The sequence below is a fragment of the Microbacterium sp. SORGH_AS_0862 genome (assembly GCF_030818795.1).
Classification (GTDB): domain Bacteria; phylum Actinomycetota; class Actinomycetes; order Actinomycetales; family Microbacteriaceae; genus Microbacterium.
This window is the reverse complement of record NZ_JAUTAY010000001.1, coordinates 1839364-1861832: the sequence shown is the minus strand read 5'-3', so window position 1 is coordinate 1861832 and position 22469 is coordinate 1839364. Positions and strand designations below refer to the sequence as shown.

Here is a 22469-nt window from a genome sequence, read left to right as displayed (position 1 = left end):
ATGGGGCGCACCGGGATGTGCCCGTCGCGGGCCTGCTCGTATGCTCATCGCATGAGCACAGCTGCGCCCACCACGATCACCATCACCGGCGCCGGCGGGCAGATCGGCTACGCGCTGCTGTTCCGCATCGCGGCGGGCGACATGCTGGGCCCCGACCGGCCGGTCAGGCTGCGCCTGCTGGAGATCCGCCAGGGGCTGCGCGCCGCTGAGGGTGCCGCCCTGGAGCTGCAGGACGGCGCCTTCGAGCTGCTGCGCGACGTCGAGGTCACGGAAGATCCGGCCGTGGCCTTCGACGGCTGCAACATCGCCCTGCTCGTCGGCGCGCGCCCGCGCGGTCCCGGCATGGAGCGCGCCGACCTGCTCGCGGCGAATGCGGGGATCTTCGGTCCCCAGGGCGCCGCGATCGCGGCGCATGCCGCATCCGATATCCGCGCTGTCGTGGTCGGCAACCCCGCGAACACGAACGCGCTGATCGCATCGGCCGCAGCGCCCGATGTGCCGGCCGAACGCTTCGCCGCGCTCACGCGCCTCGACCACAACCGCGCCGTCGGACAGCTCGCCGAGGCCGTCGGCGCCGGCGTGTCCGCCGTGCGCGACGTGACCATCTGGGGCAACCACTCCGCCACCCAGGTTCCGGACGTGACCCACGCGACGATCGACGGCGCACCCGCCCTCGACGTCCTCGCCGCGCGGTTCGGCGACGAGGATGCGGCGGTCCGCTGGCTCGACGACGAGTTCACTCCACGGGTGGCGAAGCGCGGGGCGGAGATCATCGAGGTGCGCGGCTCCTCTTCCGTCGCCTCCGCCGCCAACGCGACGATCTCGCACATCCGCGACGATGTGGCAGGGACCCAGCAGGGCTGGACCTCCGCGGCCGTCGTCTCCCACGGCGAGTACGGCGTGCCGGAGGGGCTCTTCAGCTCCTTCCCGGTGCGCTCGGACGGCAGCGGTTACCGCATCGTCGAGGGGCTGGAGGTTCCCGCGCGCATCCGCCGCCGCCTGGACGCCTCGGTCGCCGAACTCGCCGACGAGCGCGAGGCCGTGCGAGCGCTGGGGGTGATCTGACGTGGAGCATCTGGCCGTCATCGTCGGCGGCATCATCGTCGTCGCCATCGTGACGGCCCTGGGCCGGCGTCTCAACATCGCCGGCCCTCTGGTTCTCGTCGCCATCGGCCTCGTGCTGGCCGCCCTGCCGTTCGTGCCCGACATCCCCGAGGTCGATCCGGAGTGGATCCTCGTGGGCGTGCTGCCGCCCCTGCTGTACTCCTCCGCCGTGCAGCTTCCCGCGATCGAGTTCCGGCGCGACTTCACCCCGATCGCGGGTCTGTCGGTCGTGCTCGTGGTGGGAAGCGCCGTACTGCTCGGGTTCTTCTTCACCTGGGTGATCCCCGGCCTCGACCTCGCCCTCGGCATCGCTCTGGGCGCGATCCTCTCGCCGACGGACGCGGTCGCCACCTCGATCGTGAAACGGATGGGCATCTCCACACGCGTCACGACGATGCTCGAGGGCGAGAGCCTGCTCAACGACGCGACGGCCCTGGTGCTGCTGCGCACCTCGACCGCCGCGATCGCCGCCGGCTTCTCGTTCGGCGAGACCATCCTGTCGTTCCTGTGGGCGGTGCTGATCGCCCTCGTGATCGGCGGCCTCGTCGGCTGGGTCAACCTGCGCGTGCGCGCGTGGGTCGGCCACTCGGCGGCGAACACCGCCATCAGCTTCGCCATCCCCTTCATCGCCTATCTGCCCACGGAGGAGCTCAACGGCTCCGGGCTCGTCGCGGCCGTGGTCGCGGGGATCGTGACCGGGCAGGGTGCGGCCAGGCGTTTCGCGCCCGAGCAACGGCTGTCGGAGGAGGCCAACTGGCGCACGATCGAGCTCGTCCTCGAGGGCGGCGTCTTCCTCGTCATGGGGCTGGAGCTCACCGACGTCGTCAACAAGAACCTGACCGAGCACGACGGCCTGTGGCACGGAACCTGGCTCGCCCTGTCGGCTCTGGGAATCATCGTCGCCGTCCGCGGTGTGTACGTCGCCTTCCTCATCTGGCAGCAGGGACGAAGAGCGCGGCGGTTCGCCGGCTTCGACATCGAACGCTTCGACAACAGACTGCAGGGGATGGCTGACGGCACGGTGCCGATCGAGAGAGCGAACCCGGAGCGGGCGATGCGCCGCATCCCGTCGATCCGCAAGCGACTCACGCGTCTCGGCGCCGACCTGGACTACTACCGCTCGTCCCCGCTCGGGTGGAAGCACGGCACGATCATCGTCTGGGCCGGGATGCGGGGTGTCGTGACTCTCGCCGCGGCGCAGACCCTGCCGCGCGGCACCGATCACCGCCCGCTGCTCATCTTCGTGGCCTTCATGGTGGCGATCATCAGCCTGCTCCTGCAGGGTTTCACCCTGCCCGCGCTGGTGCGCCTGCTCCGGATCCCCTCGGAGTCCGCGGGGCCGACGCGGGAGGAGCAGCGGCGCCTCGACGACGTGCTGCGCGAGGCCGCATCCGAGCGACTGCAGGACGACGATCTGCGCCGGCGCGACGGAACGGAGTTCAGCGAACGGATCCTCACCCGAGTGGGCGCACGGCTCGTGGACCCGCCCGACGATGAGATGACCGCGGCCGCGCGCGAGGTGCTGGAGCTGCGTCTCGAGATGATCGACGCCATGCGCGAGCGCCTGCTCGAGGCGGGGTCGTCGGGGTCGTTCAGCACCGCGGCACTGCGCCACGCGCTCGCAGAACTCGACGCCGACCAGATCAGCCTCGAGCTGCGCCTGTCCGACGAGACGGGCGCCGAGTGACACCGGCACTCGATCCGGGGGACAATGGACGCATGATCAGCGAGGGGACGGACGCCGACGCCGGTGCGGGAGCCGATCCTGCGACCGCGCCGCTGCACCTGCCCCACCCGGCGGCCGACTGCCCCAAGTGCTTCACGGAACTGCAGTCCGACCGCAACTGGTGGCGTGCCCGACCGACCGGCGCGCGCCTCGTGGGCCTCGTCGTGAACCGCGACGACATGCCCTCGGTCGTCGAGCAGCGCGCCGAGCTGACGCGTTTCGGGGTGCCCATCGACGGCTTCCGCCACCCGGCCCCCGACATCCTCGAGTCGTGGGAGGAGCGCCTGAGCCGCCTGTTCGGGCGCCTCACCCGCGGCGACGTCCTCGTTGTCGCGAGCGTGCATGCGCTGGGCCGCAACATCGACGAGGAGACCCGCACGGTCGCCGAGCTTCGCCGACGCGGCGTGATGGTGAAGGTGCTGGGCCACTCCGGCCGGCATCTTTTCGACACCGGCCGCTGACGTCGGCTCAGGCCGCGCGCCAGCAGCCGGCGACGTGGTCGTCGACGAGGCCCGCGGACTGCATCAGGGCGTACATCGTCGTGGGGCCGACGAAACGGAACCCCCGCCGGCGCAGCTCCTTGCTGAGCGCGGTCGACTCGGCCGTCGTCGCCGGTACCTCCGCAAAGGACGCCGGCGGCACATGACCCTCGGGCGAGAACGACCAGATCAGCGCGTCGAGCTCGCCCGGCGACATGGCCCGCACGAGACGCGCGTTGCCGATGACGGCCTCGATCTTGGCTCGATTGCGCACGATGGCCGTGTCTGCCATCAACCGCTCGATGTCGGCCTCGTCGAAAGCGGCGACCGCATCCGGTTCGAAATCCGCGAACACCTCACGGAAGCGCGGGCGCTTGCGCAGGATGGTGATCCAGCTGAGGCCGGCCTGGAACCCCTCGAGGCTCATCTTCTCGAACAGCGGCCGGTCACCCCGGAGCGGGCTGCCCCATTCCTCGTCGTGATAGCGCAGGTACTCGGGATCGGCACCGGCCCACGAGCAGCGAGCGCGGCCGTCTTCTCCCACGAGGATGTCGGTCATCCGCCCACGCTATCGGCGGTCGCCGACACCGCTCACCGCCTCTTCTGCAGCGACTTCTCCGAGATCGGCGCCTCGCCGGATGCGGCCAGCTCCGCGTAGTACGCGTGCGCCTCGTCCTGGCGCTGCTGCTCCGCCCTCGACGCGATGTGGGCTCGGATGTGCTCGGGCTCGAAGCCCCACGCGTCCACGAGGTCCTGGGCGTGCGGGCGGAGCCGGGCCGACAGCCGCCCGATGTAGCGCGAAACGGAACCGGCCCGCTGGGCGGAGAGGCGCCCGTTGATGAGGTACCACGACAGGTGCTTCTCGATGAGGCTCATCCCGAAGAGGTCGCGCAGCCACGTGAGCACCCGGAGCGTGCCGTCGTCGCCGACGCGGTGCACGGCGTCGGTGAAGGCCTCCCACTGCAGCAGCTCGCCGTGCGCACGCGCGGCCTCGATGAGGTCGTACTGGCACTCGTTGAACAGCGCGGCGGCCTCCGCGGCGGGCAGCTTCGTCGCCGGACGCAGGCGCGCGGCGACGTCGGCGACCATCTGCTGCACCCGTCCCGCCAGCAGCTCGAACTGCTGGTCCTCGCGCAGACCGAGCTCCACCGAGCGAGCGGTCGAGCCGAGATCGGCGAGGGACTGCCCCAGCTGTCGAAGGCCCGCCCCGTGGAACACCTTGCCCGCCGTGCTCCCGACGGCGAAGCGCGCGAGGGCGGCCGCATCCTTGCCTTTGAACTGAGAGGCGTAGTCCGACAGCAGACGCTTGCCGACGAGCTGGAGCAGCACGTTGTTGTCGCCCTCGAAGGTGACGTAGACGTCGAGGTCGCTGCGCAGCCCGACGAGCCGGTTCTCGGCGAGGAAGCCCGCGCCGCCGCTCGCCTCGCGGCACTCCTGCAGGATGTCGAGCGCGTTCCAGGTCGACAGCGGCTTCAGCGCCGCGGCCAGCGTCTCGAGGTCCTCGCGCTCCTCGGAGGTGTCGGTGCGGCCGGAGAACACACCGTCGAACTTCTTCAGGAACTCGTCGTGCGCGAACGCCTGCGCGTAGACCGTGGCCAGGCGCGGCAGGAGGCGGCGCTGGTGCTTGCCGTAGTCGAGCAGAGTCACCTCGGGTGTCCCCGACCCGGAATCGAACTGCCGGCGCTGGTTGGCGTAGGTGACGGCGATCTTGAGCCCGAGTGCGGCAGCCGTGGTGGCGGCGCCGTCGAGCGAGACGCGGCCCTGCACCAGGGCGCCGAGCATCGTGAAGAAGCGACGGCCGGGGCTCGCGATCTCGCTCGAGTAGGTGCCGTCGGCGGCGACGTCGCCGTAACGGTTGAGGAGGTTCTCGCGGGGGACGCGCACCTGGTCGAAGTGCAGGCGCCCGTTGTCGATGCCGTTGAGACCGCCCTTCACGCCGTCGTCCTCGCCGCCGACGCCCGGCAGGAACTCGCCGGCCTCGTCGCGGATGGGAACGAAGAAGCAGTGGACGCCGTAGTTGACGCCCCCCGTGATCAGCTGCGCGAAGACGGTCGCCGCACGTCCGTGCACTGCGGCGTTGCCGAGGTAGTCCTTCCACGCGCCGCGGAACGGGGTGTGGATGACGAACTCCTCCGTGTCTGCGTCGTACGTCGCCGTCGTGCCGATCGCCGCCACATCCGATCCGTGTCCGGTCTCGGTCATCGCGAAGGCACCCGGCAGCTTCAGCGTGACGACGTCGGCGAGCCACTTGTCGTGGTGCTTCTTCGTGCCCAGCTGCTGGATGGCGGCGCCGAAGAGCCCCCACTGCACACCGGCCTTGATCTGCAGGCTGGGATCGGCGAGCACGAGCTCCTCGAACCCGGCGATGTTCGCGCCGTTGTCCCCGAGGCCGCCGTACTCGACGGGGTACGCGCGCGCCGACACGCCCTGCTCGACGATGAGACCCAGCTGGCCGAACACACGGTCACGGTGCTCGGCGACCGTCTGGCCGTCGATCCGCCAGAAGGCCGGATCCTTGATCATCTCGCGCGCCTCGCGGCGCGTCTTGCCCCACGTGCCGAGCAGCATCTCGGTCACGGCGGGCAGGTCGATGCGCGGCTCGGCGGCCTCTGCCGCGGAGTGCGCCACGGTGAGCGCACCCCCGGCGGGAGTGCGACGGTTGGTCGCAGGCTTGGCGGGACGGACGACGGCGTCGGTCATGGCATCACCCTTCGGTGGGACAGAGGAAGACGATCTCGACGGTAGGAGCACGACAACCGGAGCCCAACTCGGTTGCAGATGCTCTACAACCGGATGCGGCCACGTCGCCGCATCCGGTTGTGTGCTGGCGACATCGGCCGCGAGGGAGAGACGGTGTCGGCGGCCTCGGACACACTGGATGCGGGAGGTACGCCCATGACGCTGACCCTGAAGCCCTGGTCCCCCGCGGACCTTCCCGTGCTCGAGCGCGCGAACACACCGGAGATGACGCGGTTCATCGGCGGACCCGAGACCGAGGCGCAGGTCGCCGCCCGCCACGAGCGCTATCTACGCCTGAACGCGAGCGGCGAGGCCGAGATGTACCGCATCGACGTCGACGACGAGCCGGTCGGCGCGATCGGGTTCTGGCAGATCGATCACGACGGCGTCCCGGCGTACGAGACCGGCTGGAGCGTCGAGCCCGCCTGGCAGGGGCGCGGCATCGCATCGGCGGCCTTGCGGCAGCTCCTCACGCACGTGCGACGGCGCGGCGACCGCTCGCTGCTTGTGGCTTACCCGGGTGCCGACAACGCGGCATCCCAGGGGGTCTGCCGTGCGGTCGGCTTCACGCGCGGCGACACCTTCACCGAGCCCTGGCGAGGCGGATCGCTGACCGTGATGACGTGGACCCTCGACATGTCGCCGCTCGAGATCGGCGATCGCGTGCCGGATGTCGACGAGCGGTTCTCCGGCGCCCTCGATCGGGAGCGGTGGTGGCCGTACTACCTCCCGCACTGGGCGTCGCGTGCGACGACGAGCGCCAGGTGGCGCACCGGACCCGAGGGGCTCGAGTTGCGCATCGATGACGACACCGTGCCGTGGGCGCCCGACATCGACGGAGAGGTCCGGGTGTCGCACCTGCAGACGGGGCAGCGCTCGGGGCCCGAGGGGTCATCGGTCGGGCAGCATCGCTTCCGCGAGGGGCTCGTCGTACGCGAGGAGCAGCCGGATGCGGGACTGTGGCTCGTCCGGTACGGCGTAATCGAGGCGCGTATGACGGCGGTGCGCGACGCGCGGGCGATGGTGGCGTTCTGGCCCATCGGCGTCGAAGACACCCCGGAGCACTCGGGTGAGATCTGCGTGTGCGAGATCTTCGGGGGCGAGCTCGACGACGACGGCGGGTGGGTGGGAGTCGGCGTCAAGGCGCAGCACGACCCGGGACTGCGCGACGATTTCGAGAAGATTCGCGTCGAGGGCGATCTCACCCGGCCGCATGACTATGCGGTGGAGTGGTCGCCCGACCGCATCCGATTCTTCATCGACGGTCGATGGGTCAAGACCGTCAACCAGTCGATCGACTACCCCGTGCAGCTCATGCTCGACGTCTACGACCTCCCCCTCGCGCCACGGGAGGAGTCGACGTACCCGTTCCGGATGCGAGTGGAGCGGGTGCGCAGCTTCCCGCCGGCCTGAGGTCTCCCCCGACCGCGCACGGCATCGCACGACGCGCACGTTCTGCAGGAGATCTCCGCTGTTCAGGACGATTCCCGGCGGATCGTCCTGACGGGGGATTTCTCCTGCGCAAGGAACGCGGACCCGTCCGGCGAGCCGACAGGTCAGGAGGCGGCGATGACCTCGAGCACCGCCTCGCCGTACGCATCGCGCTTCTTGGCGCCGATGCCGGTGATGCCGTCGAGGTCGGTGAGAGAGCCCGGACGGTGCTCGGCCAGCGCACGCAAGGTCGCGTCGCCGAAGACGATGTAGGCGGGCACACCCTGCTCGCGTGCGGTCTGCGCGCGCCATTCCCGCAGGGACTCGAACAGTGCGCGATCCCCCTCGGCCACGGCGTCGGATGCGGCGGCCCGTCGCGCTCGGGGCGCGGCGGCGGGGCGCCCGATCACGTCGCGCCGGAGGCGTACGGGGGTCTCGCCGCGCAGGACGCCACCGGCCTCCTCCCCGAGCGCGAGGGTGCCGTACTCGCCGCGCGCGACGAGCACGCCGCGCGCCAGGAGCTGCCGGATGATGCTGCGCCAATCCTGGTCGCTGAGGTCGGCACCGATGCCGTAGGTCGCCAGCTCGTTGTGCCGCTGCTGGCGGATGCGGTCGGTGTCGGCGCCACGGAGGATGTCGATTATCTGCCCGGCCCCGAAGGACTGGTTCCGCTCGCGCTGCAGGCGCACGACTGTCGACAGGAGCTTCTGCGCCGGCACGAGGCCGTCGAAGATCTCGGGCGGCGTGAGACACGTGTCGCAGTTGCCGCAGGGATCGGCCTGCTCGCCGAAGTAGTTGAGCAGGTTCTGTCGGCGGCACTCGACGGTCTCGCAGAGCGCGAGCATCGCGTCGAGGTGCTGCCCCATCCGGATCTTGAACGCGCGGTCGCCGGGGCTCTGGTCGATGAGCCGACGCTGCTGCACGACATCGCCGAGCCCGTACGCCATCCAGACGACGGAGGGATCGCCGTCGCGGCCCGCGCGACCCGTCTCCTGGTAGTAGCCCTCCACGGACTTCGGCAGATCGATGTGCGCGACGAAGCGCACATCCGGCTTGTCGATGCCCATGCCGAAGGCGATCGTCGCGACCATCACGACGCCGTCGTCGCGCAGGAACCGCGACTGGTTCGCGGCACGCGTCTCAGCCGGAAGGCCCGCGTGGTACGGCAGCGCATCGATCCCCTGCGCACGCAGGTAGTCGGCCGTCTGCTCGACGCTCTTGCGGCTCAGCGCGTACACGATGCCGGCGGAGCCCTCCGGCTGCGATCGGATGAAGGCGACGAGCTGGCGCCGCGGATCGACCTTCGGCTCGATGCGGTACTGGATGTTGGGTCGGTCGAAGCTCGCGACGAAGTGACGGGCGTCGCCGAGCGCCAGCCGTTCCGTGATCTCGCGGTGGGTGGCGCGGGTCGCCGTGGCGGTCAACGCCATGCGCGGAACGCCGGGGAAGAGGGCGCCCAACTCGCCGAGGGCGAGGTAGTCGGGGCGGAAGTCGTGACCCCACTGCGACACACAGTGGGCCTCGTCAATGGCGATCACGCTCAGTCGGCCGCGCTTCAGCAGAGCGGTGGTCGCGGCCAGGTTCAGCCGTTCGGGTGCGACGTAGAGCAGGTCGATCTCGCCCGCGACGTATGCGCGTTCCACGCTCTGCCGCTCACCGGGCAGCTGGGTGGAGTTGAGGTAGGCGGCGCGCACGCCGTTGGCGAGCAGCGCCTCAACCTGATCGTGCATGAGGGCGATGAGCGGGCTGACGACGAGCCCCGTCCCCGGTCGCACGAGCGCGGGCACCTGGTAGGTGACGCTCTTTCCGCCGCCGGTCGGCATGAGGACGATCGCGTCGCCCCCGCCGACGACGTGATCGACGATGTCGGCCTGGTCGCCGCGGAAGGCGTCGTACCCGTACACCTCGTGCAGCACCGCACGCGGATCCTGCCCCGTGAAGTCGCGGCGCGGCGCGGCCGCGGGGGCGTCCTCCGGCGGCACCCAGCCGTCGTCGGGGGGCACCCACCCGCCCTCGCCGTAGGGATCGTACGGCGGTTCGTCCTCCGGCGGCGCCCAGTCGTCCGGTGGGGCCTCCCACGAGGACGGATGCGGCGAGCTCACCCTTCCAGCGTAACCAGCCCCGCCGACAGACTCGCCGTGCCGCATCCGCCCGCGCCGCATCCGCCCGCGCCGGCTCCCGTCGCCCGCCTGCTCCCGCACCCTGCCGGCTCCCGCGCCGCGCCTGCTCGCACCACACGCACCCCTGCGTGTCTCAACGGTTCACGCCCCGGGCCCCCGCAACGTGCACAAGTGAGACACGCAACCGCCGCGCCCCAAGCTCATCCCGCAGGCACCCTTGCGTGTCCCACACGTTCACGCCCAGAGGCCCTGAAACGCGCACAAGTGAGACACGCAACATTCCCGCACCACACGCACACCTGCGTGTCTCAACGGTTCACGCCCCGGGCACCCGCAACGTGCACAAGTGAGACACGCAACCGCCGCGCCGCAAGCTCATCCCGCAGGCACCCTTGCGTGTCCCACACGTTCACGCCCAGAGGCCCTGAAACGTGCACAAGTGAGACACGCAGCTCCCCGCACGCGGCGAGGAGCCGTGCTCAGCACCAGCGATCGGCGAGCGCTCCGACGACGTTGAGGTTGCGGTTCGTCGCGATGCCGAGCAGCTTCGCGGCGGAGAGCGGGTCGACCGTGCCGTCGCTGTATCCCGGGCCCAGCAGCGCGTGCGCGGCGCGTCCGGACACGACCATCTCGCCCTTGTCGCCGCTGGTCGCCTCGACGAGGGCCGCCTGCTCGGGGGTGAGTTCGTCCTTGAGCAGGTACACGTAGTGCCGCGCGAGGTTCGGCCGGGCACCGTTCAACGCCCGCGCGTCGTGGGCGATCCGCGCGAACTCCTCGGTCGTGAAGACGATCGTGGGCACGTCGAAGCCACGGTCGGCGTGGAACGCGCGCTCCAGCGCCTCCTCGATCCGGGCGCGCGAACGCATCCGCGTGGAGAACCTCACGTTGCCGGTGTTGAGGTGCGTGGTGACATCCTCGAAGCCGAGTTCGGACACCACCCGGCAGATGTCGCCCTTGGGGAAGACCCGCTTCGCTCCGAGGTTGATGGCGCGGAGAAACCCGAGATACGTCGGCACCCGGCCCATTGTGGCCCGCTGCGCACGATCCCGCATCCCGTCACTCGCCGGGGAACGTCTCCTTGAGCTCCAGGATGCGGGCGGCCGCCGCATCCACCTTCTCGGCGAAGGCGGGGTCGGTCTTGGCCCGCTGCAGCACGGCCTGGTACATCTCCGGGAACACCGACGTGTCGGCGGAGAGCAGCAGCAGGTCGACGCCGGCGTCGACGGCGAGCACCGCCCGGTCCGCGGGCGCCCATCGCGCCACCTGCGCTGTCGCCGAGATGTCGTCGGTCATCACGACACCGTCGAAACCGAGCTCGTCGCGCAACAATCCCGTCACGACGGGTTCGGAGAACGCGGCGGGCATCGAGGGGTCGATGCGCTGATAGACGGCGGTCGCCATCATCACCGCGGCCGGTCCCTCACCGAGAAGGGTGCGGTAGACGTTCACGTCGGGCGAATCGGTACCGACGACCGTGTCGACGACGTCGGCCGCGTAATCGGTGTTGCCGGTCACCCGGCCGAGCCCCGGGAAGTGCTTGATCGTCGGCAGGACGCCGGCTTCCCGCATCCCCTGGGCGAAGACGCCCGCCTTGTCGGCGACGGTCGCCTCGTCGTAGCCGTAGTGGCGGTTGTAGATGCCGATGGGCTGGTTCAGCCGTGCCGTGTCGGCACTCGTGACGATGTCGGCCACCGGCGCGAGATTCATGTCCACACCCGCTGCGCGCAGCTGGGCGCCCCACCGCTCGGCGTCCGCGCGCAGGGTCGCATCGTCGCGTTGCGCACTCGTGAGCGCCGTCGGCATCGGTTCGAACCCGTCGCCCGAGAGCACCTGGACGTCACCGCCCTCCTGGTCCGTCGCGACCCAGGTGCGGGGTCCGGTCGCCGGCTCGACCGCCGTGAACTGCGCGACGAGCGATGCCGTGGCCGCCGCCCCCGCGGACGAACGCCCGCGCAGGAAGATCCCTCCCACACCCGGGTCGGCCATCGCGGCGAGAGCCGTGGGGTCGGGGGCGTCGGCGGGGGTCCCGACCATGAACAGCTGCCCGACGCGCTGCTCCAGCGTGAGAGCGTCGACGGGGTCGGGTGTCGGTGTCGGCGTGGGCGTAGGCCTGGGCGTCGAGGGGGCGGCCGTCGGCGCGGCCTGCGTGGCGGAGCATCCCGCGAGCACCGCCACCGCGGCGAGAACGGCGAGCGCGCGAACCGTGATCGTCTTGCGCATCACCCCAGTGTGGCGCACCGCAGCTGGACGAGCACGGGGTCCTGGCCGGCTACAGGCGGACGACCTCCGTCACGCTGACGTGCGCGGCGCCCTCCTCGGCGGATGCGGCGAGGTCGACGACCGCGCGGATGCGCCAGTCGTGGTCACCTTCCGGATCATGGATGACCTGCTCGACGCGCCAGACCCCGCCGGCCGCATCCGACTCGTCGATCGTGCAGAGGGCGGGCGAGCGCGCGCCGGCGTCAGTGAGCACGGCATCGTGCTCGTCGTAGTAGGCGTCCAGGGCGTCGGGCCAGCCCGCATCCGGGTCCAACGCGACGAGGTCGTCGTCGCGTTGGAGCGCTGCGAGCTGCACGCGACGGAACATCTCGTTGCGCACGAGCACGATGAAGGCGCGACGGTTCGCCACGACGGAGGGAGGCGCGGGAGGAACGACGGGCTCGCCCGCCTCATCCGCGGGATTCACGAGCCGCTCCCACTCGTCGACGAGGCTCGAGTCCACCTGCCGCACGAGTTCGCCGAGCCAGGCGATCACGTCCAGCAGCTCCTCGGTGCGCGCTTCGGCCGGCACGGTCTGACGGATCGCACGGTATGCATCGCTCAGGTAGCGCAGCACGAGCCCTTCGCTGCGACCGAGCTGGTACCAGGAGACGAACTCCGCGAACGAGAACGCCTGCTCGAACATGTCGCGGACGACGGATTTGGGGCGCAGCTCGAAATCGCGCACCCAGGGCTGACTGGAGGCGAACACCTCGAACGCCTCGCCGAGCAGCGTGGCGAGAGGCTTCGGATAGGTGACCTCCTCGAGCGCCGCCATCCGCTCGTCGTAGTCGAGACCGTCGCGCTTCATGGCAGCGACCGCCTCGCCGCGGGCCTTGAACTCCTGCTGCGCGAGCACGGGACGCGGGTCGTCGAGGGTCGCCTCGATCACACTGACCACGTCCAGGGCGTAGTGACCCGATCCCGCGGTGCGCGCCGGTCGGAGATCCGGCCCGATGTCGGAGGTTTCGCCCTCGATCCCCCGACCTTCGTCGCTTTCTCCGACCGAAGCGAGCTCGGCGGCGGATGCGGGCTGGGCGGATGCGGGCGGCGCCGGATCGAGCAGCTCGATGGCCGCGAGCGCGAAGGGCGAGAGCGGCTGGTTGAGCGCGAAGTTCGGCTGCAGATCGACCGTCAGCCGGATGCGGCCCTCCGCCACCTCGACGACGTCGGCGGCGACGAGCGTGCGGAAGATCGCGAGCGCCCGGCGCGCGAGCTCGTAGCGGCGCGCACGGGGCTCGTGGTTGTCGAAGACGAGCGAGCGCACATGCGCGAAGACGTCGCCCCCACGGGCGATGACGTTGATGAGCATCGCGGCCGTCAGCTGCATCTGCGGCACGAGGGGTTCGGGTGCCGCCTGCACGAGCCGCTCGAACGACCCTTCGCCCCAGTTCACCGCCCCGGCCGGCGCCTTCTTGCGCACGATCTTCTTGCGCTTGGCGGCGTCGCCCGCCGCCTTGCGCAGCGCCTGCTCGTTCTCGATCTCCCAGTCGGGGGCCATGACGACGACCGTTCCCGCGGTGTCATAGCCCGCACGGCCGGCGCGCCCCGCGATCTGGTGGAACTCGCGCGCGGTGATCTGCCGCATCCGGATGCCGTCGAACTTGGTGAGCGCCGTCAGCAACACGGTGCGGATCGGCACGTTGATGCCCACGCCGAGGGTGTCGGTGCCGCAGATCACGCGCAGGAGGCCCCGCTGCGCGAGCGTTTCGACGAGACGCCGGTAACGCGGCAGCATGCCGGCGTGGTGCACGCCGATGCCGGCGCGCACCAGACGCGAGAGGGTCTTGCCGAACGCCGTCGTGAAGCGGAAGCCGCCGATGGCCTCCGCGATCTCGTCGCGCTGCGCGCGGGTGGCCACCTTCACGCTCGCGAGCGCCTGCGCACGCTCCATGGTCTGCGCCTGCGAGAAGTGCACGATGTACACCGGCGCCTCGTTCTCCTCCAGCAACTTCTCGACCTGCTCCTGGATCGGGATGCGGGCGTAGGAGAAGTGCAGCGGCACGGGGCGCTCCACGCCGGTCACCTCGACGGTCGGGCGCTGTGTGCGACGGGTGAGGTCGGCGGCGATCCCGGTCACGTCGCCGAGGGTCGCCGACATGAGCAGGAACTGCGCCCGCGGCAGGAGCAGGAGCGGCACCTGCCACGCCCAGCCCCGGTCGGGCTCGCCGTAGAAGTGGAACTCGTCCATCACGACCTGGTCGACCGACGCCTCCGCTCCGTGCCGCAGAGCGAGGTTGGCCAGGATCTCGGCCGTGCAGCACACGATCGGCGCATCCGGATTGACCGAGGAGTCGCCCGTGACCATCCCGACGTTCTCGGCCCCGAAGATGTCCACGAGGGCGAAGAACTTCTCGCTCACGAGTGCCTTGATGGGCGCGGTGTAGTAGCTCCGGCCGCCCCGCGCGATGCTCACGGCGTGCGCGGCGACGGCGACGAGCGACTTGCCCGTGCCGGTCGGCGTCGACAGGATCACGTTCTGACCGGAGACGAGCTCGATGACCGCCTCGTCCTGCGCGGGGTAAAGCTCGACGCCCCGCCCGGTGGTCCAGTCCAGGAATGCGTCGTACAGCGCATCCGCATCGTCCCCGGCGGCGCGGGCGAGCTCGGTGAGGGATGCGCTCATCCCTCGAGTCTGCCCGAAGCCGGCGGTGTCGGGCGGGTCGTGCTCGTCAACCGACGCACGCGTTCTCTGCGGATGACGCAGCCCGAGACGACCCGCGCGCGGCTAGCGTGGGAGCACGCGAGCAGAGGAGAGCCATGTCGGATGAGCTGAACGTGCGCGTCGAACGCGGCGAGGACAGGTACGAGGTGTTCCTCGATGACGTGCCTGCGGGCTTCACCGCCTTCTACACGGACGAGGAGGGTCGGACGGTGTTCCCCCACACCCAGGTGGATCCCGCGTTCAAGGGCCACGGCGTCGCCAGCATCCTGGTCGAGCGCGCTCTCGAGGACGAGGCGAAGCGCGGCGAGACGATCGTCCCGCTCTGCCCGTTCGTGGCGAAGTATCTACGCGAGCACGAGGTCCCCGGACTCAAGGTCGCCTGGCCGTGACCCGACTCGACGCCCACCCCGAGGAGAGCCTCGAGCAGTCGGTCGAGTGCGACGGCCCCCGCGCCGTCGTGCTCGACGCGCGCGAGGTGCCGCTGGGCGGGGTGCGCGCGATGCAGGTGCACCGCGCCCTCCCGCAGCGCGAGCTGCCGATGGTCGGAGCGTGGTGCTTCCTCGATCGCTTCGGTCCCCAGGAGGTGCGGATGCGGGTGGAGCCGCACCCGCACATCGGCCTGCAGACGGTCACGTGGCCACTGGTCGGCGAGGTGCGCCACCGCGACGGCATCGCCAGCGACGTGCTGATCTCCCGCGGCCAGCTCAATCTCATGACGAGTGGCCGCGGTATCGCGCACTCCGAGTACTCGGTCACCGACGATCCGATCCCGCTCGACGCCCTGCAGCTGTGGATCGCGCTGCCCGACTCGCGTCGCCACGGCGAGCCCGCCTTCGAGCAGCACACCGATCTCCCCGAGCTGGCGCTGGAGGGCGGCGGCAGCGCGACCGTCGTGATGGGTGAGCTGGCGGCGGTGCACTCGCCCGCATCCGCCTACACGCCGATCGTGGGTGCCGAGATCCGCGTGCCCGCAGGATCCCGCATCACGCTGCCGCTGCGCGAGGACTGGGAGCACGCGCTCGTCGGCGTGGCCGGGACACCGCGTGTGCACACGGCGGATTCCGAGCACACCGAGCTGGTCGGGCTGCAGCTGCTGTATCTCGGTCGCGGACGCCGCGAGGTGGAGATCTCCAGCGCCGAGGACGCCACCCTCTTCCTCCTGGGCGGCGAACCCTTCGAGGACGAGATCGTCATGTGGTGGAACTTCGTCGGACGCGATCACGACGAGATCGTGGCGGCGCGCGAGGAGTGGGAGGCGGGCTCGGCACGCTTCGCGCACGTCGTCGGCCACGGCGACGAACGCGTCCCCGCGCCTCCGCTCCCGGCCGTGCGCCTGACACGTCGTCGGCGCCGGCTCTGAGCGGCGGAGTTCTCCCGGTCGCCCCGAGCCGCAGGGCGGCCTGGCGCCGATAGTCTGGGGAGGTGGCCCTCACCTCCGTTCTGTCGACGCGCGTGCTGCTCGTCTGCGCCGCGATCGGTGTGGCCACGGGCATCCTCGGCGGCATCGCGGGCTGGGCCACGGTGCCGCTCCTCGGGTTCGTCCCGCCCCTGTACGGACTTCTGCTGGGTGTGCACGTGCTGCCCGGCATCATCGCGCAGGAGGTGCTGCGCCGGCCCGGCGTCGCCCTCCTGGCGCACCTGCTGGCCGCCCTCGTCTCCAGCGCCACCGCGCCGCAGTACGCCCTGCAGTTCCTGGGCACCGCCGTGCTCTTCGGCGGCATCCAGGAGGTGGTCGCCGCCGCGACCCGGTACCGCTCCTGGCGCGCATGGCGCTTCTTCGTGTCGGCCCTCGTGATCGGTGTGATCATCGCCGCCGCGGTGTTCTTCGCCGCGCACCTGAAGACGCTGCCGCTCTGGGCGCAGATCGCGTATCTCGCCATCTCGGTCCTCGCTCCCGTCGCCTGGACCGCCGTGGGGCTCTGGGTCGGCGTCGGATTGCGTCGCGCGGGCGTCGTGCGCGGCGGGCGCTGAGCCGATGACCGACGGTGCCGACAGCCCCGAGCGCCGCCGGCTCGCGCAGCTCGTGGCCGACCTCATCCTCGAGAACGGCCTCATCGACCTGAGCCTGTCCGGCATCGCGCGCGCGGTGGGCTCCAACAACCGGATGCTGCTGTACTACTTCGGTTCGAAGGAGCGGCTGTTGGAGGCCGCATCCGAGATCGCGATCGAGCGCTTCCCGCACCTCGCCGCCGTCTTCGAGCGCCTCGCCGACGACGACGCACCCCTGCGGGAGCGCCTGCTGCGGGCATGGCAGGACATCGGCGCCCCCGACAACCGGCCGTACCTGGTGATGTTCTTCCATCGCTTCGCGGTCGCGCTCGGTGATCCCGAGCGCTGGAACGAGTTCCTCTCGCACCTCGGCACAGGATGGGTGGACCGCGTGCGCGCGGTGTTCGCCGCCGAGGGGTGGACGCCGGGTGCGGCCGAGCTCGCCGCGACACGCGTGGTCGCCGAGTGGCGCGGTCTGCAGTTCGCGCTCCTGTGCGGAATGGCACCGGAGCAGCTGACGGCGGCCTACGGACGCAGTATCGACGAGCTCCTGGAGAAGGCGAGTTAGGTTAGGCTAAGTTGGGAGGACCCGCCCGTCCGAACTCTGGAACCTCCGTGCCCGCTGCCTCCGCCGATCGCGACGCTGCGTCCGCCGCATCCGCCGCATCCGGCGTCGACGTGCCACTCCTGCAGGTCGAGGATCTTTCGATCACTCACGAGGGCGCGACGCGCCCATCTCCCGCCTCCGTCTCCTTCCGGATCGACCCCGATGAGGTCGTGCTGCTGCTGGGCCCGAGCGGCTCGGGCAAGTCGACGCTGGCCCTGGCGCTGAACGGGCTCATCCCCCACGACATCCCCGCCGAGGTCACCGGGCGCGTGAGGGCCGGGCACCTGGACACCCGCGACGCCTCCGTCGCTCAGTTGAGCACGCAGGCGGCGATGGTGTTCCAGGATCCCGATGCCCAGCTCGTCACCGGCACGCTCCTCGACGAAGTCGCCTTCGGCCCCGAGAACCTGCGCCTTCCCGTCGAGGAGGTGCTCCGCCGCGCCGAAGATGCCCTGCGCCGGGTCGGGCTCTGGGACCGCCGGCATGAGAACCCCGACCGTCTGTCCGGGGGCGGACGCCAGCGCCTCGCGATCGCGGCCGCTCTCGCCATGGGCTCTCCTCTCCTGGTGCTCGACGAACCCACCGCCAATCTCGATCCGCGGGGCATCGAAGAGGTGTACGCGACGCTCGCCGAACTGGTCGCGGCGGGCGATCGCGCCATCCTGCTGATCGAGCACAACCTGGATGCGGCCGTGCCGCTGATCGATCGCGTCGTCGTGCTGGATGCGGCGGGAGCGGTCATCGCGGACGGATCCGCCGACGACGTGCTGCGCACGCGCGCGGAAGAGCTGCACGATCTCGGCGTGTGGCTGCCGACCTGCACCCTCGCCGCGCTGCGCCTGCGGGCCGCGGGGTACAGCATGGAGCCGCTGCCGCTGAGTCCTGCCGAACTGTACGCGGCGCTCGAGGCGCAGCAGGCACCCGCATCCTCCACCCCTGCCGTCCGGCCGGGCGCCCGGCCGACCGGACTCCGCGAGCCGATCGTGCAGGTGCGCTCACTCACCCTGCGGCGCGGGCGCTCCGAGGTCCTCCACGATGTGTCGCTCAGCATCGCCGCAGGCTCCTTCGTCGCGATCATCGGTGCCAACGGTGCCGGAAAGACGAGCCTGCTGCAGGCGATCGCGGGAGTGGTCGTCCCCCCGCGCGGCACCGTGACGGTCGCCGGGGCCGACGTCGGCCGCGCCGACGCCCGCACGCTTCCCGCCCGCATCGGCTTCGTCTTCCAGAACCCCGAGCACCAGTTCATCGCGCACACCGTGGCCGACGAGATCGCGCACGGACTTCGCCGGCAGCGGCTCGCCGACGACGAAGTCCGCCGTCGCACCGACGAGCTGCTCGGCCGGTTCGGGCTGGCAGAGCGCGCGCAGGCACATCCCTTCCTGCTCTCGGGAGGCCAGAAGCGCCGCCTCTCCGTCGGCACGGCACTCGTGGCCGGCGCCCCGGTGCTCGCGCTCGACGAACCGACCTTCGGGCAGGACCGGGCACGTGCGGACGAACTGCTCGCCCTCCTCGCCGAGCTCAACGCCGCCGGCACCACGGTGCTCGTGGTCACACACGACATGCAGCTCGTGACCGAGTACGCCGATCACGTCGTCGTCGTGCACGAGGGGCGCGTCGCCGCATCCGGCCGCACGGCCGATGTGTTCGCCGACGCGGCGCTCATCGAGCGAGCCGGGTTGCGTCCGCCGCCGCTGCAGCGCGCGCTCGCGCATCTGGAGGGGCATCCCACCCTCGACGGGGTCGTGCGCTTGGCGGATCTGCCATGACGGCGACGATCGATCCGTTCGCGGCTCCCGCGGCGGCATCCGGGGTCCGCTTCCTCTACGCGCTCAATCCGCTCGCCAAGTTCGCGGCCATCATCCCGCCGAGCCTCGCACTGGTCTTCGTCCGCGATACGACCACCCCGCTCGTGTTCCTCGCCCTCGCGTACGCGCTGCTGCTCGTCGGGGCCCGCGCAACACGGCAGGTGCTGGCCACCCTGCTGCTCGCGCTGCCCGCTGCGACCCTCGTGCTCGGGTGCGGCTTCGCCGCGTGGACGGATGCGGGCCAGGTCGACACCACACCGCTCGTGCTGCAGATCGGAGAATGGCGGCTGTTCTCCGGCGCTCTCGTGATCGGCTTCGCGACGGCGCTGCGCCTGATGGCGATCCTGGCGCTCGCCCTGGCCGCGGGATTCACGACCTCCGGAGCCGACCTCGCCCGGTCGCTCGTGCAGCAGCTGCGTGTGCCCTACCGCATCGGTTACACGGCTCTCGCCGCGTTCCGATTCGTCCCGCGGTTCGCGCACGAGCTGGACGTCATCCGGCAGGCGCATCGGGTGCGCGGATCGCACGGCGGACGAGGGCCCTTCGCCGCGATCGCCCGTTGGGGCGGGTACATCGTTCCCCTCCTCGCGGGTGCGATCCGTCACGCAGAGCGCGTCGCCCTCGCGATGGACGCGCGCGCATTCGGCGCCCACCCCGACCGCACCGAGCGTCACCTGGTGCCCTTCCGCATCCGCGACGTCGTCTTCGTGCTCGCGTTCTGGACCGTCTCGGCGGCCGTCCTGATCGTCGTGCGCCCGTGGACCGGCGTCTGACCCATCCGACAGAAAGGCTCCGCATGGCTCGGTTCTCCCGCCTCGTGAAACCCGCCTCCCCCGACCTCCTGCACCTGCGGGTGCTCGGCACCGAACGCCTCAGCGAGCACTGGATGCGCGTGACGCTCGGCGAGGGAGAGATCGACCGGTTCGTGCCGCTCGGCTACGACCAGTGGTTCCGCATCTTCCTCCCCGTCGGCGGCGACGAGGGCCTGGAGCGGATCCCGGCGAAGGCGAACAAGCTGCTCGGATACCTCAAGTACCTGCGCATCCCGGACGGTGTGCGTCCGGTCATGCGCAACTACACCGTGCGCGCGTATCGGGCAGCGACCGCGGACGCCGGCGCGGAGATCGACGTCGACTTCGTGGTCCACGGCACAGGGCCCGATGCGGGCCCCGCATCGCGGTGGGCCGCATCCGCGCGCCCCGGCGACAGCGTCGTGATCATCGACGAGGGTCTCGGGTTCGATCCGGAACGCGGCGTCGACCGCGTCATCCTCGCCGCGGACGAGACGGGACTGCCCGCGGTGTCCGGGGTGTGCGCGTCGCTGCCCGCGCACGCGACGGGCGTCGCCCTGATCGAGGTGCCGTCCGAGGCCGACGCGCTGGCCTTCGACGCCCCCGCCGGGGTGGAGGTGCGGTGGCTCGTTCGCGATGCGCAGACCCGCCCCGGCACCCTCGCACTCGCCGCCCTCGAGGACATCCCGCTGCCGGCCGAGGGGACGCACGCGTTCATCGTCGGCGAGCAGGCGCTGCCGACATCCGCCCGCCGCGCTCTCGTGGCGCGCGGCCTCGACAAGGCCTCGATCAGCTTCATCGGCTACTGGCGGATGGGGGCGGCACGGTCCGCATCGCAGTCCGGGAAGGTCGACGCGTGAGCGCCCCGTCCGCCGAGACCCCGCGAACGGCGCGCGGCCGCATCCCGACCCTGGTGCTGCTGACCTGCGCCGCGATCGGCGTGGCCGGCGGTGTGGTGCTCTGGGGGGTGACCGCCCTGTCGACGCTGCTCTTCGCGGTCGTGCCGTTCGCGTCGGTGGCACTGGCGGGGATGTGGCTGCTGCCGGCGACGATCGCGCTGAGACTGCTGCAGCGCCCGGCTGTCGGACTTCTCGTGGGCCTGATCTCGGGCATCGTCGTGCTGCCCTACATCGGCACCAACCTGTGGTGGGCGTTCTTCGCCGAGCTGCCGTTCCTGCTCGTGCTGTACCGCTACTGGGGAACCTGGCTGCACTTCGCCGGTGCGCTCATCATCGGCGTGGTCTATCCGCTCTTCGCGGCCGAGTACTTCGACCTGTGGACGATGCCACTGCTCGTGATGATCGGCTTCTTCGCACTCACGATCGCCAGCTGCCTGGCGGGCACAGCGATCGGCGTCGTGATCGCCGATGCCCTCCGGCGCGCGGGTGTCGCCCGCCTCGCCCGTCGCCAGCCCCGCTGAACCCGGCCGACGGCGTCGCCGCCCCGTTCGCCTGTCACAGATCGACGCCCGCGTGTCGATCTGTGACAGGCGAACACCCGGTGGCGCGCTCGCGCGGCGACGGACTACTTCCGGCCGGTCACCTGACGCGCGACGATCTCGCGCATGATCTCGTTCGTCCCGCCGTAGATGCGGTGCACACGGGCGTCGACGAAAGCGCGAGCGACCGGGTACTCGAGGATGTAGCCGTATCCGCCGTGCAGCTGGACGGCGGCATCGAGCACCTCCCACTCGCGCTCCGTCGTCCAGAACTTGAGCTTGGCGGCCTCCTCCGGCGTGAGCTTGCCCTCGCCGTACAGCGCGATGGCGCGGTCGACGTAGGCCCACAGCACGTCGACCGTGGTCGCCATGTCGGCCAGGCGGAACCGCGTGTTCTGGAAGTCGGCGATCGCGTGTCCGAACGCCTCACGGCTGCTCGTGTACTCGAGGGTCCAGCGCAGGCCCGCCTCGGCCGCAGCCGCCGCGGCCACACCGATCGACAGTCGCTCGAGCGGAAGGTTGCGCATGAGCTGCACGAAGCCGTGGCCGGGCTCGCCGCCGATGAGGTTCTCGTCGGGGATGAACACGTCGGTGAACGACAGCTCCGCCGTGTCGTGCCCGGCGAAGCCCATCTTGTGCAGCTTCTTTCCGTGATCGAAGCCCTCCATGCCGTTCTCGACGAGCACGAGGCTGAACGCATCGGGGCGGTTGCCCTCGCCCGTCTTGACGAAGGTGACGACGATGTCGGCCGTCGCACCGGAGGAGATGAACGTCTTGGCGCCGTTGAGGATCCACCCGCCGTCCACCTTCTTCGCCACGGTAGAGATACCGCGCAGATCGCTGCCCGCACCGGGCTCGGTCATGGCGAGCGCGCCGATCACCTCACCGGTGGCCATGCCGGGCAGCCACTTCTGCTTCTGCTCCGGCGTGCCGAAGTGAGCGAGGTACGGCACGGCGAGGTCGTCCTGGATGCCGAAGGCACCGGCCAGCGACCCGAGCCCGGCCTTGATGACCTCCTCGTTGACCACGGCGCGGAAGCGGTAGTCCTGCAGCATCCCCGCGCCGCCGAACTCCTCGGGGACCGACAGTCCGATGATCCCGGTGTCGCCGGCGGCCCTCATGGTCTCGCGGTCGATCTCACCGGCCGCATCCCACGCTTCGCGCCGGGCGTTCGTGCCGTAGCGCTTGATGAACTCGACCACGACCTCCCGGAAGGCCTCGTGATCCTCGTCGTAGATGTCGCGTTCCACGGACGTCTCCTCCATCTCGGGGCGCCTGCGTCGACACGCTGCGGCGCCATCGCCTGCCGCGATCCT

Annotated in this window: 19 protein-coding genes; 12 read left to right on the top strand and 7 right to left on the bottom strand. The window is 70.8% G+C overall.

Translation table 11 applies throughout. From position 1 onward, the window contains the following. Positions 1 to 51 precede the first annotated feature (51 nt). From QE377_RS08980 to QE377_RS08970, 3 genes are read left to right on the top strand one after another with little or no spacing between them, the layout of a single operon-like run. A complete protein-coding gene (locus tag QE377_RS08980) occupies positions 52 to 1065 on the top strand; it encodes a malate dehydrogenase (protein WP_307322075.1) in 1014 nt (337 codons plus the stop codon). Between the two features lies 1 nt (position 1066). After that, positions 1067 to 2791, top strand: a complete 1725-nt coding sequence (locus QE377_RS08975) for a sodium:proton antiporter (protein WP_307322073.1) — start codon at positions 1067 to 1069, stop codon at positions 2789 to 2791. Between the two features lie 32 nt (positions 2792 to 2823). Continuing rightward, positions 2824 to 3291, top strand: coding sequence for a recombinase family protein (locus QE377_RS08970; protein WP_307322071.1), 468 nt, complete (start codon positions 2824 to 2826; stop codon positions 3289 to 3291). Positions 3292 to 3298: 7 nt separating this feature from the next. On the opposite strand, the gene QE377_RS08965 is transcribed toward QE377_RS08970, so the two are convergent. Together QE377_RS08965 and QE377_RS08960 are read right to left on the bottom strand one after the other, a co-directional pair. After that, positions 3299 to 3868 (bottom strand): DNA-3-methyladenine glycosylase I, encoded by a 570-nt coding sequence (locus QE377_RS08965; protein WP_307322068.1) that lies wholly within the window; start codon positions 3866 to 3868, stop codon positions 3299 to 3301. A gap of 32 nt (positions 3869 to 3900) precedes the next feature. Further along, the gene (locus tag QE377_RS08960) at positions 3901 to 6009 is read right to left on the bottom strand and encodes an acyl-CoA dehydrogenase (RefSeq protein ID WP_307322066.1); all 2109 of its coding nucleotides are present in this window, start codon (positions 6007 to 6009) and stop codon (positions 3901 to 3903) included. A 153-nt stretch (positions 6010 to 6162) separates the two neighbouring features. Here QE377_RS08960 and QE377_RS08955 point away from each other — a divergent pair, with 153 nt between their 5' ends. Continuing rightward, positions 6163 to 7461 (top strand): GNAT family N-acetyltransferase, encoded by a 1299-nt coding sequence (locus QE377_RS08955; protein ID WP_307322064.1) that lies wholly within the window; start codon positions 6163 to 6165, stop codon positions 7459 to 7461. A 143-nt stretch (positions 7462 to 7604) separates the two neighbouring features. Here QE377_RS08955 and recQ read toward each other — a convergent pair whose 3' ends face one another. From recQ to QE377_RS08935, 4 genes are all read right to left on the bottom strand, one after another. After that, complete coding sequence (recQ, locus tag QE377_RS08950) at positions 7605 to 9626, bottom strand: DNA helicase RecQ (protein WP_307325922.1); 2022 nt, start codon at positions 9624 to 9626, stop codon at positions 7605 to 7607. 452 nt (positions 9627 to 10078) lie between these two features. Continuing rightward, on the bottom strand, positions 10079 to 10624 hold the full coding sequence (locus QE377_RS08945; protein WP_307325919.1) for a DUF1697 domain-containing protein: 546 nt from the start codon (positions 10622 to 10624) through the stop codon (positions 10079 to 10081). A 31-nt stretch (positions 10625 to 10655) separates the two neighbouring features. Then, on the bottom strand, positions 10656 to 11819 hold the full coding sequence (locus tag QE377_RS08940) for a glycoside hydrolase family 3 N-terminal domain-containing protein (RefSeq protein ID WP_307322062.1): 1164 nt from the start codon (positions 11817 to 11819) through the stop codon (positions 10656 to 10658). 49 nt (positions 11820 to 11868) lie between these two features. Then, positions 11869 to 14484, bottom strand: a complete 2616-nt coding sequence (locus QE377_RS08935) for an RNA helicase (RefSeq protein WP_307322059.1) — start codon at positions 14482 to 14484, stop codon at positions 11869 to 11871. A gap of 134 nt (positions 14485 to 14618) precedes the next feature. On the opposite strand from QE377_RS08935, the gene QE377_RS08930 reads away from it, so the two are divergent. The 8 genes from QE377_RS08930 (at position 14619) to QE377_RS08895 (ending at position 21135) form a co-directional block, all read left to right on the top strand. Then, entirely contained in the window at positions 14619 to 14912 is a 294-nt protein-coding gene (locus tag QE377_RS08930) for a GNAT family N-acetyltransferase (protein WP_137418303.1), read from the top strand. Then, on the top strand, positions 14909 to 15883 hold the full coding sequence (locus QE377_RS08925) for a pirin family protein (RefSeq protein WP_307322055.1): 975 nt from the start codon (positions 14909 to 14911) through the stop codon (positions 15881 to 15883). Before QE377_RS08930 ends, QE377_RS08925 begins: the two co-directional genes overlap by 4 nt. 62 nt (positions 15884 to 15945) lie before the next feature. After that, positions 15946 to 16494 (top strand): ECF transporter S component, encoded by a 549-nt coding sequence (locus QE377_RS08920; protein WP_307322053.1) that lies wholly within the window; start codon positions 15946 to 15948, stop codon positions 16492 to 16494. Between the two features lie 4 nt (positions 16495 to 16498). Continuing rightward, positions 16499 to 17080, top strand: a complete 582-nt coding sequence (locus QE377_RS08915; protein WP_307322050.1) for a TetR/AcrR family transcriptional regulator — start codon at positions 16499 to 16501, stop codon at positions 17078 to 17080. A gap of 47 nt (positions 17081 to 17127) precedes the next feature. Further along, a complete protein-coding gene (locus QE377_RS08910) occupies positions 17128 to 18885 on the top strand; it encodes an ABC transporter ATP-binding protein (protein ID WP_373459524.1) in 1758 nt (585 codons plus the stop codon). Further along, the gene (locus QE377_RS08905) at positions 18882 to 19697 is read left to right on the top strand and encodes an energy-coupling factor transporter transmembrane component T (RefSeq protein ID WP_307322047.1); all 816 of its coding nucleotides are present in this window, start codon (positions 18882 to 18884) and stop codon (positions 19695 to 19697) included. The genes QE377_RS08910 and QE377_RS08905 overlap by 4 nt, the downstream gene beginning before the upstream one ends. A gap of 23 nt (positions 19698 to 19720) precedes the next feature. Further along, positions 19721 to 20575 carry a siderophore-interacting protein gene (locus QE377_RS08900; protein ID WP_307322044.1) on the top strand — a complete coding sequence of 285 codons (855 nt, stop codon included), beginning with the start codon at positions 19721 to 19723 and terminating at the stop codon, positions 20573 to 20575. Continuing rightward, positions 20572 to 21135 carry an ECF transporter S component gene (locus tag QE377_RS08895; protein ID WP_307322042.1) on the top strand — a complete coding sequence of 188 codons (564 nt, stop codon included), beginning with the start codon at positions 20572 to 20574 and terminating at the stop codon, positions 21133 to 21135. The genes QE377_RS08900 and QE377_RS08895 overlap by 4 nt, the downstream gene beginning before the upstream one ends. Before the next feature lie 104 nt (positions 21136 to 21239). Here QE377_RS08895 and QE377_RS08890 read toward each other — a convergent pair whose 3' ends face one another. Continuing rightward, on the bottom strand, positions 21240 to 22403 hold the full coding sequence (locus QE377_RS08890) for an acyl-CoA dehydrogenase family protein (RefSeq protein ID WP_307322039.1): 1164 nt from the start codon (positions 22401 to 22403) through the stop codon (positions 21240 to 21242). Between the last annotated feature and the right edge of the window lie 66 nt (positions 22404 to 22469).